This is a genomic window from Bacteroidota bacterium (assembly GCA_016718825.1).
Classification (GTDB): Bacteria; Bacteroidota; Bacteroidia; order J057; family JADKCL01; genus JADKCL01.
Genome location: JADKCL010000006.1, coordinates 123,228 through 140,607, shown reverse-complemented (window position 1 = coordinate 140,607; position 17,380 = coordinate 123,228). Strand labels below are relative to the sequence as shown.

Below are 17,380 nucleotides of genomic sequence, written 5' to 3'. Positions count from 1 at the left end.
TCACGCTGCTTTTATGTTCTCACATGACCTGCACGACGCCGCGCACGAGGTTGATGAACTTGTCTTTGATGGATTCCATGGTTTCGACGACTTCCGCGTGGCTCAATGCCTTGTCGGAAATGCCGGCTGCCAAATTGGAAATAAAGGAAATGCCCAACACTTCGATGCCGCAAAAGGTGGCGGCATGCACTTCGGGGACGGTGCTCATCCCGACGGCATCCGCGCCCAAGGTCCGGGCCATGCGCACTTCGGCAGGCGTTTCGTAACTCGGACCGGTATTGCAGAGATAGACACCCTGCTGAATGCCAATGCCTTGCTGCGCTGCGACATTTTTAGCGACGCCCATCAACCGCTCCGAATAAGCCCGCGAAGTGTCCGGAAAACGGGGACCGAGTTCGCTGAGGTTGGCGCCGATCATGGGATTGTCGAAGAACATATTCAAATGATCGGTGATGAGCATGAGGTCGCCTTCCTTGAATGCCGCATTGACCCCGCCGGCGGCGTTGGTCACGATCATCATCTTGATTCCCAGCAGTTTCATGACCCAAACCGGCATGGCGAGGGCCCGAATCGGATAGCCTTCGTAGTAATGGAAACGCCCTTGCATCACCAATACATTCCGCCCGGAAAGCCGCCCGATCACCAAACGACCGGCATGGCCTTCGACCGTCGAAACCGGAAAACCGGGAATTTCACCGTAGGGAATATGAACCGGATTTTCGACTTCCTCGGCCAACAAACCCATTCCAGAGCCCAGAATCAGGCCGATTTCTAGTTCGAGCCCGTTGATTTTGCTGCGAATGTAATCCGCCGCAGCGCGAATGGCCGGCATCCCAAACTGATCTTCCGTTGCTGATAAACTCATATTGATTGGGGCTGCGATTTGGAATTCGAATCGTTTTGGATCTCCGCCCAGAAGCTTTGGCCCTTGGTTTCGCCTTCGACGCCGAGCATCTCGAGGATGGAAGCGCCCATGTCGGCAAACGTCGCGCGTGTTCCGATGTCTTTCCCGCCCGCGACCGCCTGCCCGTACACGAGGATGGGCACGTATTCGCGGGTATGGTCGGTGCCTTTGAAGCTGGGATCGTTGCCGTGGTCGGCGGTGATCATCAGCACGTCGTCGGGACGCAAGGCCGCCAAGATTTCGGGGAGGCGCTGGTCAAATTCTTGCAGACATTTTCCGTAGCCGGGCAGGTCGCGGCGATGCCCGAAATGCATGTCAAAATCGACCAAGTTGGTGAATACCAGCCCTTCGAAGTCGAGTTTCATCCATTCCAGGGTATTGTCGATGCCTTCTTGGTTGTCGTTGCTTTTTTTGTTGGCGGAGATGCCGCGGCCGTTGAAAATGTCGTAGATCTTGCCGACGCCATAGACCTTTTTGCCTGCATTGAAGAGGTGGTCGAGCACGGTATCGGTCGGCGGATCAATGCTGAAGTCGTGGCGGTTGGATGTGCGTTTGAATTCGCCGGGGATTCCTACGAAGGGACGTGCAATCACCCGCCCGACGGCCCAATCGCCTTGCAGCAATTCGCGGGCGATTTCGCAGATTTTGTATTGACGCTCAATGGGAATGATCGATTCGTGCATGGCGATTTGGAAGACGCTGTCGCTGCTCGTGTACACGATCGGGTAGCCGGTGCGCATGTGTTCTTCGCCCAATTCGTCGATGATCACGGTGCCCGATGCCGGATAATTTCCGAGGGTGCGGGTGCCGATCAGTTCTTCGAATCGGTCCATGATTTCCCTTGGAAAACCCTCCGGAAAGTACGGAAAGACCATATCCGGGACGAGTCCTGCGATTTCCCAATGGCCGGTGATCGTGTCTTTGCCACGGCTTTGTTCGGCAGCGCGCCCAAAGGCGCCCGTCGCCGAATGGGTACTTTTCAGCCCGACGCCGGGCAAATTTCCGAGGCCAAGCGCCTCGAGATGCGGCAAGGCGAAGCCGGGAAGCCCCGCAGCGATATGCCCCAAGGTATGGCTGCCTTCGTCGCCAAATTGCGCAGCGTCAGGGAGTTCGCCGACTCCAACGCTGTCCAAAACAATGAGTATTACCCTCCTGATCACGTCTATTTCCCCATTTTTTGGTGTGGGGCTGGAAGTTACGAAGTATTGGGAAGGTAAAAAATTTGCAGAAGGACAGGTTTTGCCTTCCACGCCCTTTTTCGGCTGAGCGTTCCCGTCGTTGCCGTTAAATCCTAGCTTAGAACTGAGAATTCCGCGGAAAGGATGGTGGAATGAGGCAACATTTTTTCTAAATTCGCAAAGAATCGTTTTTGTTTACCTTCGAAGGTTTTAATTCGGCAGTTATGATCTATCAATTCAAAATAACGCTTTTGGGCATCGAACCGCCGGTTTGGCGCTCGGTTCTGGTTGATCCCACCATGGCCATGGACGAATTGCATTTTGTGATGCAATCCGTAATGGGTTGGGAATCGGAATTTGAATACCAATTCTCCTCCGGAAAACGAAAAATCATTGATCCTGAGGTCGAAGGAGAGGAAGATGATGAGTTTGCCCCCGACATCCTGATCGGCCAAGCGTTTCGCAAAGTCAACGACAAGTGGCTCTATACCTACGACTTCGAGGACAAATGGGAGCACGAAATCGTCTTGGAAAAGATTGTCGAGATCGAGCCCGGCGTCGAATATCCTGTCTGTTTGGACGGTGCCCGCGCTTGTCCGCCAGAAGGAACCGGTGGTGCTGCGGTGTATTTGAATGACCTTGCGATTCTGAAAAACCCCAAAGATCCCGAGCATGCAGCGACAAAGGATCTGTATGGCGACTTTGATGCAGAAGAATTTGACAAGGACATGGTCAACGAAGAATTGCATGATCCTGAAAACTGGGTCGAAGACGAGGAAGACGAAGATTGAGGAACAAAGCAGTTGATCCTTTCAGAAGAATAAGAAAATCGGCACCCACGGGTGTCGATTTTTGTTTTGGGTCATCCGGAAAGCCGAAAATCAATTATCCACAACGATCGAAATGGATGGCGCGGGTCTGAACCCTAGCAAGACCTTAGAAATGTGGGGGAAAGCGGATACCCTTGTCTTGAAACCACAAATCAGGCGGAAGAAAGCCGGCTTCGGAGGCGTCAAAGCGGTTTGGTGTGCATAAAATCCCAAACGTTTGGCTGGGCCGCTTACTTATTTTGGGGCAGAAAAGTCAAGAATTCAAATGGGATTGCACATCGCCGTCGCGGGCAATATTGGAGCGGGAAAAACGACATTGGTGACCAAATTGGCCAAGCATTATGGCTGGGAGGCTCATTTTGAAGCGGTGGACGAAAATCCCTATCTCAGCGATTTCTATCAGGACATGAGCAAGTGGTCGTTTCCGCTGCAAATCTACTTCCTGCACAGCCGTTTCAATCAGGTCAGGTCCATCCGCGATGCCGAGCATACCATTATTCAGGACCGCACGATTTACGAGGACGCCTATATTTTTGCACGGAACCTGCGCGACTCGGGTTTTCTGAGCAAACGCGATTTTGAAAACTACTTTTCGCTGTTCAGGTCCATGACCACGGTGATCCAACCGCCGGATTTGCTGATTTACCTGCGTGCCGGCATTCCAAAGCTCACCGAGCAGATCAGCAAACGTGGCCGCGACTACGAAAGCAGCATCAGCATCCGGTATTTGGAGGACTTGAACAAACAATACGAATCCTGGGTGGGTGACTACAAAGACGGAAAATTGCTCGTGATTGACGTGAACAATGCCGATTTTGTGGGGAATCCGGAGGATATGCACAACATTGTCAAGCGCATCGACGCCGAATTGCATGGTCTTTTCAGCGATCCCAATTACAGCCGCCCCGCGATGTTCACGGAGCCGGATGTGTTGTAGGAATTCGGAAACACAATTCAAATTCGTTTAGTCAAGCCCTATCTGTTGCCCCGTAGGGGGTGCAATTCATGATCAAATGCCATTGAAATGCAAACACTTACATCTGCACTTTCATGCCGGCCATGCGGTCGTAGTATTCGGTGCCGGGCTTTGCACCTTTGGCCGAAAGCATCCATAAAATGGGCATCCGTGGCCGAAATTTGGTCGCTTGTGCAAACCCGTCGGTGAAGTAAATCAAGGCATCGGGATGGTACGTCTCATTGGCGAATTCGATGGGGGGATCGAAGCTTGTGCCACCACGGCCATGAATTTCCGTTGGCGCAAATCCGCGGTAGGCGTAGGTGGCAGCAATCGCCATGTCGCATTCGACCACGAGGATTTCTGCACCCTGTTTCCAAATATGGTACAATTCGGCAAAAAAGTCGGCGAGCTCTTCTTCCGTGATCGACCCCGAGGTATCGACCGCCACAAGTAATTTTTGCCGCTTTTTCACCTTGATCCCCGGCGTGGTTCCGTAGCGCTTGCTGGGGCGTTTGAGGGTACTGCGAATGAATGTGCGGCTACTGCTTTCCGTAAAGATGCGCAAGAGCCGACGCCAATTCACAACGGGCATGCGCGATTTTTCAAAAGCTTCCAAATGTGCCCGCAGACCGGCGGGAAGACTTCCCCATTCCTTGGAATCCCGGCGCACTTTGTCCATGGACGATTGAATCGCCTCATTGATCTGGTCCTCCAAAACCTCCCGTAAAGCGGTCGGCAATTGATCCAAATCCACCCAAAGCGCGTGTTTTCCTTGCCATTCGTCGCCCTCACCAAGCATGCGTTTCAGATTTTCCCAGGCTTCTTTCCCAGGATCCTTCTCCGAATCCGCTGCTCCCCCATCCTCGGTTTGTGCTCCGAGTGCTTCCATCCGCTCCTTGAGGGCCATCAACTTGCGGTAATATTCGTCGGCATCGCGCTCAGGTTCCAAGCCAATCCCGGGAAACAGCCCCAAATGGAGCCGATTTTCAGGCAACCAATCCTGCCGGATGTATTGATTGACCACCAAATCGCAGGCGATGTTGAAGATGTCCCGATGGCTGTAATCCTTCCCGCGGAAGATGTGTTTGAAGACCACGTGCAAGATTTCGTGTTTCACCAAACCCATTTTCAACTTGTTGGACACCAATTGCCGCGTCCAAAATATCGGATTGATATGCAGTTTGACGTGGTGCCCGGCTGCACCGATGGCCATGGTTTCGATTTTTTCGTGTACCTCCTTGAGCATTCCCACGAAAAAATGCCCGTAAAAACTCTCCTCCAAAATCAGGTTGTTGGTGGCTTTGGAAACATCGTCGAGGATGTCGGAGGCGTTCCAAGTCATGGGTTCAGAGCAGGTTTTCGAGGAAAATTTGACCCAATTCCGGGTGTTGCCACAAGGATTTGAGGCTGTCGTTGCCTTCGCGCATGAGGTCTTGCCCGATCATGAAGCGCATGTCATTCGGGAAAAAGTCCATGAGCAAAAACTGAATGACATTCTCCCGCGCATTGCCCGCCAAGACGATTTTATTCACGATCAAGTAGTTGAACAAACGCGTGGAAATGACGGAGAGAATATCAACGCGTTTGGTTTCGCCGGAGACCATTTTGCGAATGGGTTCGGCAATGTCATTGGCAAAATCGCCGGAGTTCAAGATATCGAGGGGCGAAGGAAGTTTGCTGAGGCGGTTGCTGATGAAGCTGATGAAGGACGTCACCGTAGCGCTGTCCAGGCAGGCATCACCCAACATTTTGACGAGGCCGAGATTTTCCTGCAAATCGTCGATGCCGGCAATGCTTTCAAAAAACTGCACCAAGGTCCGCGGCGTGGTGCGTTCGCCCGAAACGACCTCCGGATAGGTGAGCACAAAGTTGATGCCTCGTGGATCGACATTGTTTTGCTCGGCCCAAGCGGCCCAGCGTTTCAGGTCAAAAACCATCGAAACGTGCATCATGCGGGTGAGCATGGCAAAGTCCATGGGCGTGACGCTGTAGTCGCCGCCGTCGGGATTGGCGGTCAAGACCACCTGCCATTTCGCAGGAAGTTTCCAGGAAACCAATTCGAAGTTTTGCAGCAACTGCATGATTCCCCGCAAGATGCGGTCATCAGCGCGGTTGACGTCGTCGATGAGGAGGATTCCGGGACCTTCTTCTTGAGGGACCCAATCGGGCGCGACAAATTCGGTACTTGCCTTGCCGTGGGCTTGGTCGGCAATCCGTGGCATGCCCACAAGGTCGCCCATTTCCTCAAATTGGGCGGGCGCGATGTAGGCCCATTTGAAGCCACGTTCACGCGCGATTTGCTCGACCAATTGAGTTTTGCCGATGCCGTGTTGGCCCCAAATGCAAACAGGTGTTTTGCGCCTTCCCGCTTCCTCTGCACGTGCATTCACATCAAAAGAATGTAGCAGAAAGTCTTCCACTTCCTTGCTGCTGCACTTGGTACCGTAGTAAATGTAGTTGTATTGGGCCATCGCCCACGAAGGTAATTGATTCTCCCCAATTGCGCGGCGTTACTCTTTGCCTTCCGTCATTGCTGCATGCACTGGAACAAAAATGCCTTTCACGCGATTGAAATGTCCCTTTTTGTGCAGGCAAACCTTCGCCCTTGATTTCGCCAGACCTTTAATTCCCCCGATTGGCGTCGGCGATCATCCCTGGAATCAAAAACAGGTCGATCAAGGCGCCGATGCCAAACAATCCGCCGGTGAAGAACCAGAGAACTCCGGTTCCGACCCTGCCTGCATAAAAACGATGGATGCCCAACACGCCAAATCCTCCCAAAAACCACAACAAATAAGCAATACCGACTGATCTCATTTTGATGAATTATACTTTCAGGTGAACGAACAATCGCTTTTCACAGCGCATCATTCAACGATAACGCATCCAATTGGTTGTGGTCACAACGTAAAATTTTTGAAAGCTTATTTGCCAGCGACAAATTCGACCTTGATGCCGGGGAGACGCTGCACGATCGCTTCACGGTCAGATTCTCCGGGCAATACGTTGCCAATCAGACGCAAACGGCGCATCTGTGGCATGGCACGCAATTGCTGAATCAAGGTATCCAAGGACTTTCCCGTCAAAATCGGAAGGGAAAGTTCGCGGAGACGGCCCATCGAACCCAAGTCAATGGTAAGCTGTGTGAAACTATTGCCGTTCAAACTCAGGATTTCCAAGCTGCGCAGGCCTTCGATCGATTTGGGAATTTCGCTGAATTGGTTGTCGCTCAGGTCCAACCAACGCAATTGCTGCAATTGGCTGAAGCTTTCCGGCAGCGCCTTCAGCTTGTTGCCGGCCAAATAAAGATCATGCAGCAATCCAAGTTGGCCGATTTCAGATGACAATTCGGTCAGGCGGTTGTGGCTTGCAGCGATGAAATTCAGCTGAGCAGCCTTGCAAATCGCGACCGGAAGCTGCTCCAAATTGTTGCCGGTGATGTCGAGTCGCTCAAGTTGATGCAAATCGCCGATCGAGGCCGGCAACTCATTGAAATAGTTTTCGCTGAGGTCGAGTTGGGTCAAGGCTTGCAATTCGCGAATCGCATCCGGAAGCTGTACAAGCCTGTTTTTGCCGACCAATAGTCGTTCCAAACATTGCAAAAGCGCGATGCCATCGGGCAAGTCATGCAGTTGACAATCGGTCAATTCAAGTGTGCGCAATTGCCGGAGACCGCCGATGTTGACGGGGAGACTTTGGAGCTTGGTACCATTGAGCAGCAAGGTTTCCAACTTTTCGAGCTTGCCAATCTCTTCGGGAAGCCTTTCAATGGGGTTTCCAAACAGGTGCAACTCCTGCAATTCGCTCATTTCGCCGATTTCAGCGGGCACGATCCGAATCTGATTGCGGTCTGCCGCGAGAAATTGCATGCCTGTCCATTGGCTCATGCCGCTGGGAAGGGCCGGGATTTTGTTGCGGGAGAGGTTGAGCGTTTGCAGCTTCGACGCCTCGGTCATGTACCCTGGAAATTCATCGAGGGCGTTGTCGCTCAAGTCGAGGAACTGCAAAGCAGCCAATTTGGAAATGCCGGGGCTCAGGCGGCTCAGTCGATTTCCGTGCAGGTCCAAACTCCTCAACTTGGCCATTTTGGCCATGATCGGTGTGAGCTTGTCGATTTTATTGCGGCTCAGATCCAATTCTTCGAGGGCCTCCAAACGGCAAACCTTCTGGTCCAAAGAACTCAACGCATTGTCGCTCAAATCCAGTCGTGTGACTTGCTCGATTTCTGCGAGGTTGTCGGGAACTTCCTGCAAGCCCATGTTGCTGAGCTTGAGGGTGCCGTCCAAGGCAAACTTGGATGCAAATTCGGCAGGATCCTCGACGCCGTAGCGCAGCAAAAAATCGAGGCTGAGGTCGCGGAGGCGATACAAATACTGTGCGAGCACAGTCCTGTCGATGGTTTGCTTACGCCGCATGCGGCGGTACCAATCGACGATCGCAGCCTTTCCACGGAAATGGTCGGGATGCAATTCTTCGGTGAGGTCGCGGAAGAGGCGGCGCGGCGCTGTGGTTTTGAAGAGTTCGGCAGCCCTTCGGCGAATCTGGACGTTGCGTGTGAAGTAGGTCAGCGCCAAAAGATCCGTCAAAGCAAACCCTGCATCGGGCAATCCAGCAAGAATTTCGAGGCCAAGTGCCACGTTTTCCTCGCGCGGACTTCGCAACAGCTGCAAAAGATTTGCGGCTGGGTACTGCTTCCCGACTTTTTCGCTGACACTCATGAAATAGGCGACATTAATCCTAAACCCGAAGGTAGGCTATTTTTTCAAAAGTTGCCGAGAAATATGCCGGAACCGGTTCATCCAAGGATGCGATTTGCGCAAAAGTCAGCGCCTGATCGTTGCATTCACCAAAGAACTTCCGATATTTCAAGGGAAACACTGAACGGATTCTATGTTGTTGAATTTCCTCGAATGCGCACATTGATACATCTCCTACGTTGCATTGCCTTGCTGTTCTTTGTCGAGATACTTTCTTGGTATACAACGCTTCATGCACAAAGCCCGGTATTGGATTGGGCATTGAGTACGGGTGCGACATTGTCAGACAATGGCCATGCAGTTGTGATCGATGATGTGGGAAATGCCTACTGTGCAGGCTATCACCAGCAAACGGTGGATCTTGATCCCGGCGCGGCGGTACTCACTGCTGTCGGAAGCGGGATTTTTCTTCAGAAGTTGGATGACCTTGGGAATCTCCTCTGGGCGGTAAATTACCCGTCCACAGGCTTCTTTCAAATCTATGACCTCGCCTTGGATGGCAATCAGGATCTTCTTGTGGTAGGGACATTCACCGCAACCATCGACTTTGACCCCGGTGTTGGCACAGCGAATTTGACGGCACAGGGTTCAAACGATATGTTCTTGCTGAAGCTGACGTCCGCAGGCAATTTTGTCTTTGTGCAACAAATCAATTCCGGTACCGGCTCGAATGAAATTCCGCAGGCGATGAAGGTGGATTCGCAGGGAAATATCTTGATTACAGGTTGGTTTGATGGCAGTGTCGATGCGGATCCCGGAATTGGAACAACCATGCTCAACAGTGCGGGAAACAACGACATTTTTGTCGCCAAATACGACGCCAATGGTAATCTTCTCTGGGCCAAATCAATAGGAAGCCCAAGCAACGATAGCGGTTGGGGGTTGACGGTCGATGCTCATGCGAATGTCACCCTCGTTGGCAGATTTGGGGGCACCGTTGACTTTGACCCTGGAAATGGCGTTTCCAACCTTGTTGCCCTCGGTACGTTTGACGGATTTGTTCTACGCCTAAACCCCAATGGAAACTTCGTTTGGGCCAAACCCCTCACTACCAATATCAATCACAGCTGCACGGTCATGACCCTTGACGCCGATACCGCCGGAAATTTGATTCTCGGTGGCATCTTTTTTGGTTCGGTAGACCTTGATCCTGGCCCTGCAATGGCTACGACGCTCACTCAAGGCACGTATGACATGTTTCTTCTGAAGACTGATTCGATGGGGAACTTCCTTTGGGGCCATGGCATCGGCGGAAATACCACCGACGGACTCTATTCCATTTCAACGGATGTAGATGGCAATATTTACGCGGGTGGGACTTTTGTTGGAACGGTCGATTTTGATCCGGGTATCGGAACTAGCAGTGAAACCGCGGTCTCCTATACAGATATCGCGGTGATGAAATTTGATCCGGCCGGCAATTTTGAATGGGTCGCGATCGCAGGTGGTTCCAACAATGATTTCATCGAGCAGCTCCGTCTTTCTCCTCAGAATGCGCTGTATGTCACGGGCAATTACACTTGGACGGCGGACTTTGCCCCGGGGCCGCAAGTACACAACATGACCTCGGTCGCCGGGGCAGATGCTTATGTGTACAAGCTCAAATTCTGTCCACAAGCCGACACGCTGACGCTCACGGCAACGACCTGCGATGAATATGTGCTCAATTCGGTGGTGTATGACAGCACCGGCACCTATTTCCAATCGTTTCAAACAAACGAGGGTTGTGACTCTGTCTTGGCTTTGCACCTGACAGTGAATCCGCTGATCGCGAGTGTGCAAGCAAATGTAGGCGTTTTGGAGGCTTTGCCGAATGGTGCCTCCTATCAATGGATTGCCTGCGACAGCGGCAATGCCGCAATTGCGGGCGCAAATTCGCAGAGTTATGCACCGACAACTGCTGGAAATTTTGCAGTGGTTGTCACCCTTGGCAATTGCATCGACACCAGCAACTGCGTTTTTCTGAACCCGGTGGGACTTCCAGAAGACAAAAGCGATGGGATTCGAATGCAACCCAATCCTGCAGCAGAATGGGTACAAATCCTATCGGACGACGATATTCATCGCATTGTGATCGTTGACGGCCTAGGACGCATCCTTTGGAACGAGCAGGGCTTCCCAACTGCAAAAACTACCGTCGACGTAAGCAGATGGCCACGCGGAATCTACATCGTTGGAATCCAAACCGAGGATCGAATGGAACTCCTGCGATTGATTTTGGAATAATATTTTGTACCAAACCCACTCAGCACTGACCCTTGAGTGGACTTCATTCACAATCAACGACATAAAATTAACACATCGAGACACATTTGGATTTCCGTAAATAATGCATTGCCGATCCGTCAGTTCCAGTCTAAAATTCAGCCAACAAAGGCTTGCCGCATCCAATCTGGATCGAGCCAATGACTTGACAACTGCGATTTGGAGTTGTATATTAGTTGAATCATCGTTGGTTTTCGGATTCCAATAGAATAAGGTCCGCCTATGGGCGAGACATTTGTAAATCATCTTTTAACGTTTTAATCATCTCAGTATTTATGAAAAAGCAATCAGCATTGGTGCTTGCTATGCTCTTGTGCATATTGGCCGTGAGCACGTTATCCTCGTCAAAATACGCAGGATCTGACCCGCTTCCACCTGCCGATGCGGTCGGACAGCCCAATCCCAACGGTCCGCCTACCGTATTTGTCAACGCTTTAAAAAAATCATTCAAGGAGGGTGGCACAATTCTGGCATTTAACATCGTCAATCTTTCAGGAAATTGGAAGCTGCTGCGCAAGGGCAATATCAATGGTGGGCAACGGACAGAGATCGTTCCGGTGTCTTTGGTTGGTGGTTATTTCCGTTTCATTTCTCCCGCGCCGATCAAAGTTTGTTTTGTGATCAATTGCCCAAGTGAGCCTGCGCCACAGTTTTGCGATCCCAAAATGGATGCAAGTGGTTGCGATTGCAACTACACGCATACGCCTTGTGAATTCGGCATTCCGCCATACGAAGTGGTGACGGAAGACATCTTCGGTATGTAGTCAAAGGAATTCCTGTTATCGCAGTTCGAGGGCGACGGCCTCAACAGCCAAATGGCTTGGGGCAGGTTCGCAGTCCACTTGTATCTCTCTACCTTTTAATTCCCTATGAAAAAGCAATCAGCATTTTTGCTGGCAGTACTCTTGTGCCTCGTTGCAATGAGTACGCTGGCTTTCACATCCGCATCCACGACCAAAGAAGCCTTGCCTCCGCCGGACGATGCCGTGGGGCAACCCAATCAAAACGGTCCGCCGACGATCTTTGTCGACAAGCTCGTGAATGAATTTCAAGGAGGTGGCAGCATCACCACATACAACATCGTCAATTTGAGTGGCAACTGGAAACTGCTCCGCAAAGGAACGCTGAATGGCATGAAGCGCACCGAAGTTGTACCGATTGCCTTGTCTGCGGGTTACTTCCGATTCCACGGTCCCGTATGGTATGTGGTATGCGACTTGGGTGCCCAAAACTGTTCCAGCCCGGGATTTTGCGATCCCAATGCTGCCAATACCGCCTGTGTTTGCAGCAACGGCGGCGCAAACTGCAACTTCGGCAATTCCGGTGTGCAGCTTTTTGACACTGAAGTCCTACGCTGACGGCACCACTCTCAAGACTTCCGCTGACATTTTTATCGTTCCCCTGTCGAGATCTTGCAGCAATGCGGTTCCGGCAGGGGACATTTTTTAAATGGCCGCACCAATTCCAACCGAGCCTCACCAAAATTATTTCGGGTTCAAACCATGCCGCTGCCCCTCTACTAAGAAGTCAGGCGATCCGCCAAAGTTTGACACAGCCGAGTGTTCATAAAACTATCCCATTTAGTTCAGTTATCCACATATCCACGAATATCTCCTCCTCTCCAAGCCCAAAACATCTCCCTAACTTGTGCCCTTATCGGTAGGCGTGAGGTGCCCGAAAGAAGCCCGGAATCAGACCTGGGTGAGACTTCGGTTGCTGAACAATTACTGACGAGTTCTTACATAGTTTCAAAAACATTGCATTTTGGGCAACCGAGGGCATTTCGATGCCGTAAGAGGCACCAAGGTACCCCGCTAATTGGTTAATTCTCATCAACGAAAACATCTCGTATGAAAAGTATGAAGCGTCTGATTTCTGCACCAGTCATGTTGGTTTTGCTGGCATTCGTAGGCTCCAATGCCTTTGCCCAAAACACCAACGATCTCCTGTTGCTGCAATCTCTCGAAAATCCGCTTGCCAGCACAACGGTTGATTTGCAGGCACGCGTCTATCAAAACTGGCGCGACAAAGGCGCCCTGAAGATCAGGACGCAACACGAAGGCGACCAACCCGGCACCTTCAACACACTCTATGAGTTTGACAAAGCCGGTAACTTGCTCCGCAAGGTCGACGGTAAAAATACCCAAAGCATCTCCTACGATGCAGACGGGCACTTGCGCAAAATCAGCAACTTCGACAGCAACAAGCTTGTCAGCGCCCAGTACTTCTACTATGACCGCAACGGGTCGCTGCGGAAATCAGTGCTGAAAAATGAGGCTGACAACAGCGAACTCGAAGGCACCTACGACACCCACAATCACCTGAAGACGGTGCGTTGGTTTTCCAAGGGTATTGCCACCAAAACCGTCAATATCCAGTCGACTTACGACGCAGACGGTCAGCTTGTGGCAATGAATGCACCGGGCCTGAGCGCAACCTATCTCTATGCAGACGGCAAATTGTCCGAATTGCGTGAAGAAAAAGTGGGTCAAAACAGCATCACCAACTTCTTCTGGGACGGCAACATGGTCAAGGAATGGAAGAAGTACCAAGAAAAAGACGGTGACTTGATCCTCTCCGAAACCGTTTCTTTTGAAAACAATGCTGCCGGCATCGCCGCGCGCAAGACGGTCAAGGGCCGCGGCCCAAGCGTGAACCCAGTGGTCACCAATTTCTACTACGACAGCTTCGAAGCCGGTTCAGTAGCCATGCGTGGCGATGACTGGGATGGCGGTGGCTACGGCTATGGTACCCCGGTTGTGATCACCTGGTCCAATCCTGATTCCGATACCCGCGTTACCGACAGTATCTATTCGTTGAGGATGACCTTGAAGCCCGGTGTCGGTCAGCAGATGCCTGAAATCAAGAACATGACCCTGCGCCTCAACCACCAATTGACCAATAAGGAAATCGGTCACGTGGTTCTGAAGAAAGTCGGTACCGGCAACGAATACTTCATCGAAGAAAAACTTCCTTTGTTGGAAGGCAGCAACACGATCTATTTGGATGTAGAAACCCAATTGGGCCGTTTCAGCTCCGGTGAGCGTTTCATCACCTACAAAAATCCCAACCGCGAAATCAAAGTCAAAGACTTGCACGTGTTGGCCATCGGCATCGATGACTACACCAACGATGACTTGGACTTGACCAACGCCAACAAAGACGTGCAGTCCTTGGTGACGACTTTGGAAAACCAAAAAGGCCGCATGTTCAACGAGGTGAAAACCAAAGTGATCAGCAACCAAGAGGCTACCAAAGCCAATATCGAAGAAGCCATTCGTCAGATCAAAGGCAAGGCAGCCAAAGACGACCTCGTGTTGATCTACTTTGCCGGCCATGGTGCAGAAAGCGGTGGCAGCTTCTACCTGAAGCCAACCGACGTAAAATCCGATCCGTCTGAAATGGAAATTTCCTCGATCGACAACCGTTGGATCATGGAAGAAATCAGCCGCTACAGCGCCCCGACCCTCTATTTCTTGGATGCAAGCTATCCATCCAAGTCTGACGCCAATGGCGCAACGGTTGGCAACGCCAACATGGATGCCGTGCAAAACGACTTCGGCAAAGTCATCGACAACGACGACGAAATCCGCATCTTCGTGAGCAGCACGAGCTCCAAGCAAAAGAGCAACGTCGGCGCTGACAAAGGAAGCCTCTTCACCGTGGCCATGTTGGAAGGTTTGGACGGCAAAGCCGACCTCAACGACAACGGATTGGTGACCGTCGAAGAATTGGGCGACTATGTTTCTGACCGCGTGCTCGGCCAAACGAGCTGGAAGCAGAAGCCTACCCTCGTCAAGCGTGGCATCGGCATGGTGCCACTCGCAAAAGTGAAATGAGAACTGCGTTAGCAGTTAATTATTAACGGTTAGCAGATGAGAGGGAGTATGGGTGATGAGGAGATTTTCTCATGCTCGACTCCCTCTCAAACTTTTGGGATTTGGAACGGGAACGATTCACGCAAAGAAAACCTGCACGAATTTGACATCCGTTCAAGCCCAAAATGAATTCCAGCCTTGCCAACTGCTAATTGCTAACTTCTACCTGCTAACTCTCCTGACTACTTCCTGAAAACTGAACCATTTTTTTCGCGTATATTCGAAGTGTGACGCTTGGCACATTCTTCAAGATCTATGTTTATGAAGCTTAAAGCCGTCTTTTCTCTGTTTCTACTTCTTCTGGCCGGATTGAATGGGCTCATGGCGCAGGAGCGTGTGATCTTTCAAGACGATTTTAAAGCCAATCATCATGGTTGGGCGATCATCGACGACGAAAAGGCGCACGGCGACGTCATCAATGGACGGTATCAACTTGAAGGACGTCTTCCCGACGGCGTTGCGGTTTTCCTGCTTCCTGAGTTACCGCTCAATGCCACACAGGATTTTACCATTCAAACCAAGCTCACCCAAAAATTTGGCAATCAAACCGACGGCTACGGATTTGTCTGGGGCGCCGCTGACGAAAGTAATTTTTACGCCATCAAAATCAATGGTGCGGGGCAGTTCCGTGTCATCCGGTACAACCAAAGCAATGTCGAGGAAATCAAGGCCTTTACGCAAACCACTGGCGTACTCAAAGGCATGGGCGAAAGCAACAAGGTGAGTCTGCGCAACGTGAACGGCATGATGTCGTTCTATTTCAACGATCAGTTTGTCTGGAGCATGCCCAACCGCAGCTTCATGGGCAACCGTGCAGGCTACATCGTTTACGGCAAGATGGAAGTCGAAGTCCAAAGCCTTGAGGCACTGGAACTTCAGGCCATGCCCGAAATTTTTGCGGAAACTTTTGACGACAACAGCCGCGCTTGGTGCGTGACCACCACCGACAGCTCCTACTGCATGATGGGAAAGGGCAGAATGCGCATGAAAAACCTCAAAGGTGAGGCCCATACCTATAAACTCCGCGAAATTCTTGTGAATCCTGAGCGTGACTTCGAAATCGAAGCTCACATGAAACAGATCAGTGGCAGCCAAGAATTTGGCTATGGCATTGGCTGGGCAATGAAGGATGAAAACAATGGATACCAATACCTGATTCGGGGATTGGGTTCATTTTGTGTGCGGCAAGTAGAAAATGGCGTCGCCAAGACGCTGGTGAACTGGACGCCGAGCAATCAAATGCTGCATCTGCGCGGAACGCCCAACAAGTTGGTGATTCGCAAAACGGGTATCCGCTACAATTTTTACCTGAATGATATCTGGATGGCCGAGGCGCCTTTTGTGAACCTTCCAGGACACAAAATTGGCTTTGCCTTGGACAACGAGCACCTGATCGAGATGGATTACCTCGCAGTGCGCGAAGGTCAAAAAAGCTACGTTCCACAACCGCCCGTTGTGACCTTGATTTCCCCGCAGGGAGACGACATCACGGTCGATGCCAAAAGTATTCAGTTCAAAGCCGGGATCAAAAGTGACTCGAAGCTCAACGGCGTGAAACTGATGGTGAACGACGAGCAGGTACAAATCGTCGCCAAACGCGATGCCGAAGGCACGTTTGACATCTTGGTCGATCAAGAATTGCCCTTGAAGCCTGGCTACAACGACATTCGCTTGATGGCCAAGAATGAAGATGGATTGATCCAACGTTTTGGAATCCGCATTGCAGTCAAAACACCCGATCAACCAGTCAAAAGAACGGGTTCGGACTATGCCTTGTTCATTGCAACGGATGACTATGCGGAGTGGACCGATTTGGTGAATCCTGTGAATGACTGCCGCACAATCGCGCAGGAACTCGAAACCAACTATGGTTTCAATACCGAATTGCTGATCGATGCGCCACGCGCCGAGGTTCTGAAAAAGCTGAAGGAATATGCCCGCAAGGCCTATACCGACAATGATCAATTGCTGATTTTCTTTGCCGGCCATGGCAAGTTTGACGATTTGTTTGGCGAAGGCTACGTCGTTTGCACCGACTCCGAAAAGGACGATGAAGGCAACGACAGCTACGTGGCGCATAGCAACCTGCGTACGATCGTCAACGCGATTCCTTGCAAGCATACGCTGCTGATGATGGACGTCTGCTTCGGCGGCACGATCGATCCATTCATCGCCGGTGGCGGCGGTCATCGCGGCAATGAAACCGCCGATGGCGGTGGCAAAGAACTGACGCAGACTGATTTCATCAACCGGAAATTGCAATTCAAAACGCGTCGCTACCTCACATCGGGCGGCAAGGAATACGTTCCTGATGGCGCACCGGGAAGCCACTCGCCTTATGCAAGGAAGTTTCTCGATGCCCTGCGCAACTACGGCGGTCACGACCGCATCATGACCCTCGCCGAATTGGTGCTGTACTTTGAACGCCTCATGCCCGAGCCGAGATTTGGCGAATTCGGAGGCAATGAGCCCGGAAGTGACTTTTTGTTCATTGCAAGGTAAGAAGCAATTCGATCAGGCAACTGAACGAGAACGAATGCATGGCAAGAATTTTGCGATCTGATCGAGCTGTGCAATTGAAAATTTAATATCATTGTAGTAGTGTTGCGG

13 protein-coding genes are annotated in these 17,380 nt (G+C 51.3%); 7 read left to right on the top strand and 6 right to left on the bottom strand.

Going from position 1 to position 17,380, the window contains the following annotated elements:
* Positions 1–19 precede the first annotated feature (19 nt).
* Positions 20–832 (bottom strand): purine-nucleoside phosphorylase, encoded by an 813-nt coding sequence (locus tag IPN95_08840; protein ID MBK9449507.1) that lies wholly within the window; start codon positions 830–832, stop codon positions 20–22.
* Positions 833–861: 29 nt separating this feature from the next.
* Positions 862–2,061 (bottom strand): phosphopentomutase, encoded by a 1,200-nt coding sequence (locus IPN95_08835; GenBank protein MBK9449506.1) that lies wholly within the window; start codon positions 2,059–2,061, stop codon positions 862–864.
* 245 nt (positions 2,062–2,306) lie between these two features.
* Here IPN95_08835 and IPN95_08830 point away from each other — a divergent pair, with 245 nt between their 5' ends.
* Positions 2,307–2,873 carry a plasmid pRiA4b ORF-3 family protein gene (locus tag IPN95_08830; protein ID MBK9449505.1) on the top strand — a complete coding sequence of 189 codons (567 nt, stop codon included), beginning with the start codon at positions 2,307–2,309 and terminating at the stop codon, positions 2,871–2,873.
* Between the two features lie 310 nt (positions 2,874–3,183).
* Positions 3,184–3,849 carry a deoxynucleoside kinase gene (locus IPN95_08825; protein MBK9449504.1) on the top strand — a complete coding sequence of 222 codons (666 nt, stop codon included), beginning with the start codon at positions 3,184–3,186 and terminating at the stop codon, positions 3,847–3,849.
* Positions 3,850–3,946: 97 nt separating this feature from the next.
* On the opposite strand, the gene IPN95_08820 is transcribed toward IPN95_08825, so the two are convergent.
* The 4 genes from IPN95_08820 to IPN95_08805 all read right to left on the bottom strand — a co-directional run bounded on the left by IPN95_08820 (position 3,947) and on the right by IPN95_08805 (position 8,588).
* Complete coding sequence (locus tag IPN95_08820; GenBank protein ID MBK9449503.1) at positions 3,947–5,212, bottom strand: hypothetical protein; 1,266 nt, start codon at positions 5,210–5,212, stop codon at positions 3,947–3,949.
* Positions 5,213–5,216: 4 nt separating this feature from the next.
* Complete coding sequence (locus IPN95_08815; protein MBK9449502.1) at positions 5,217–6,341, bottom strand: AAA family ATPase; 1,125 nt, start codon at positions 6,339–6,341, stop codon at positions 5,217–5,219.
* 151 nt (positions 6,342–6,492) lie between these two features.
* On the bottom strand, positions 6,493–6,687 hold the full coding sequence (locus IPN95_08810; protein MBK9449501.1) for an NINE protein: 195 nt from the start codon (positions 6,685–6,687) through the stop codon (positions 6,493–6,495).
* Between the two features lie 107 nt (positions 6,688–6,794).
* On the bottom strand, positions 6,795–8,588 hold the full coding sequence (locus IPN95_08805) for a leucine-rich repeat domain-containing protein (protein MBK9449500.1): 1,794 nt from the start codon (positions 8,586–8,588) through the stop codon (positions 6,795–6,797).
* A 192-nt stretch (positions 8,589–8,780) separates the two neighbouring features.
* Here IPN95_08805 and IPN95_08800 point away from each other — a divergent pair, with 192 nt between their 5' ends.
* The 5 genes from IPN95_08800 to IPN95_08780 all read left to right on the top strand — a co-directional run bounded on the left by IPN95_08800 (position 8,781) and on the right by IPN95_08780 (position 17,272).
* On the top strand, positions 8,781–10,853 hold the full coding sequence (locus tag IPN95_08800; protein MBK9449499.1) for a T9SS type A sorting domain-containing protein: 2,073 nt from the start codon (positions 8,781–8,783) through the stop codon (positions 10,851–10,853).
* 314 nt (positions 10,854–11,167) lie between these two features.
* A complete protein-coding gene (locus IPN95_08795; GenBank protein ID MBK9449498.1) occupies positions 11,168–11,656 on the top strand; it encodes a hypothetical protein in 489 nt (162 codons plus the stop codon).
* Positions 11,657–11,761: 105 nt separating this feature from the next.
* The gene (locus IPN95_08790) at positions 11,762–12,250 is read left to right on the top strand and encodes a hypothetical protein (protein MBK9449497.1); all 489 of its coding nucleotides are present in this window, start codon (positions 11,762–11,764) and stop codon (positions 12,248–12,250) included.
* A 501-nt stretch (positions 12,251–12,751) separates the two neighbouring features.
* Positions 12,752–14,731 (top strand): caspase family protein, encoded by a 1,980-nt coding sequence (locus IPN95_08785; protein ID MBK9449496.1) that lies wholly within the window; start codon positions 12,752–12,754, stop codon positions 14,729–14,731.
* A gap of 300 nt (positions 14,732–15,031) precedes the next feature.
* Positions 15,032–17,272, top strand: a complete 2,241-nt coding sequence (locus IPN95_08780) for a caspase family protein (protein MBK9449495.1) — start codon at positions 15,032–15,034, stop codon at positions 17,270–17,272.
* Positions 17,273–17,380 lie beyond the last annotated feature (108 nt).

Coding starts and splice junctions, on each gene's coding strand:
- IPN95_08830 (MBK9449505.1), top strand. CDS start 2,307: ATGATCTATCAATTCAAAATAACGCTTTTGGGCATCGAACCGCCGGTT.
- IPN95_08800 (MBK9449499.1), top strand. CDS start 8,781: ATGCGCACATTGATACATCTCCTACGTTGCATTGCCTTGCTGTTCTTT.
- IPN95_08820 (MBK9449503.1), bottom strand. CDS start 5,212: ATGACTTGGAACGCCTCCGACATCCTCGACGATGTTTCCAAAGCCACC.
- IPN95_08815 (MBK9449502.1), bottom strand. CDS start 6,341: ATGGCCCAATACAACTACATTTACTACGGTACCAAGTGCAGCAGCAAG.
- IPN95_08780 (MBK9449495.1), top strand. CDS start 15,032: ATGAAGCTTAAAGCCGTCTTTTCTCTGTTTCTACTTCTTCTGGCCGGA.
- IPN95_08795 (MBK9449498.1), top strand. CDS start 11,168: ATGAAAAAGCAATCAGCATTGGTGCTTGCTATGCTCTTGTGCATATTG.
- IPN95_08810 (MBK9449501.1), bottom strand. CDS start 6,687: ATGAGATCAGTCGGTATTGCTTATTTGTTGTGGTTTTTGGGAGGATTT.
- IPN95_08785 (MBK9449496.1), top strand. CDS start 12,752: ATGAAGCGTCTGATTTCTGCACCAGTCATGTTGGTTTTGCTGGCATTC.
- IPN95_08840 (MBK9449507.1), bottom strand. CDS start 832: ATGCCGGCCATTCGCGCTGCGGCGGATTACATTCGCAGCAAAATCAAC.
- IPN95_08790 (MBK9449497.1), top strand. CDS start 11,762: ATGAAAAAGCAATCAGCATTTTTGCTGGCAGTACTCTTGTGCCTCGTT.
- IPN95_08805 (MBK9449500.1), bottom strand. CDS start 8,588: ATGAGTGTCAGCGAAAAAGTCGGGAAGCAGTACCCAGCCGCAAATCTT.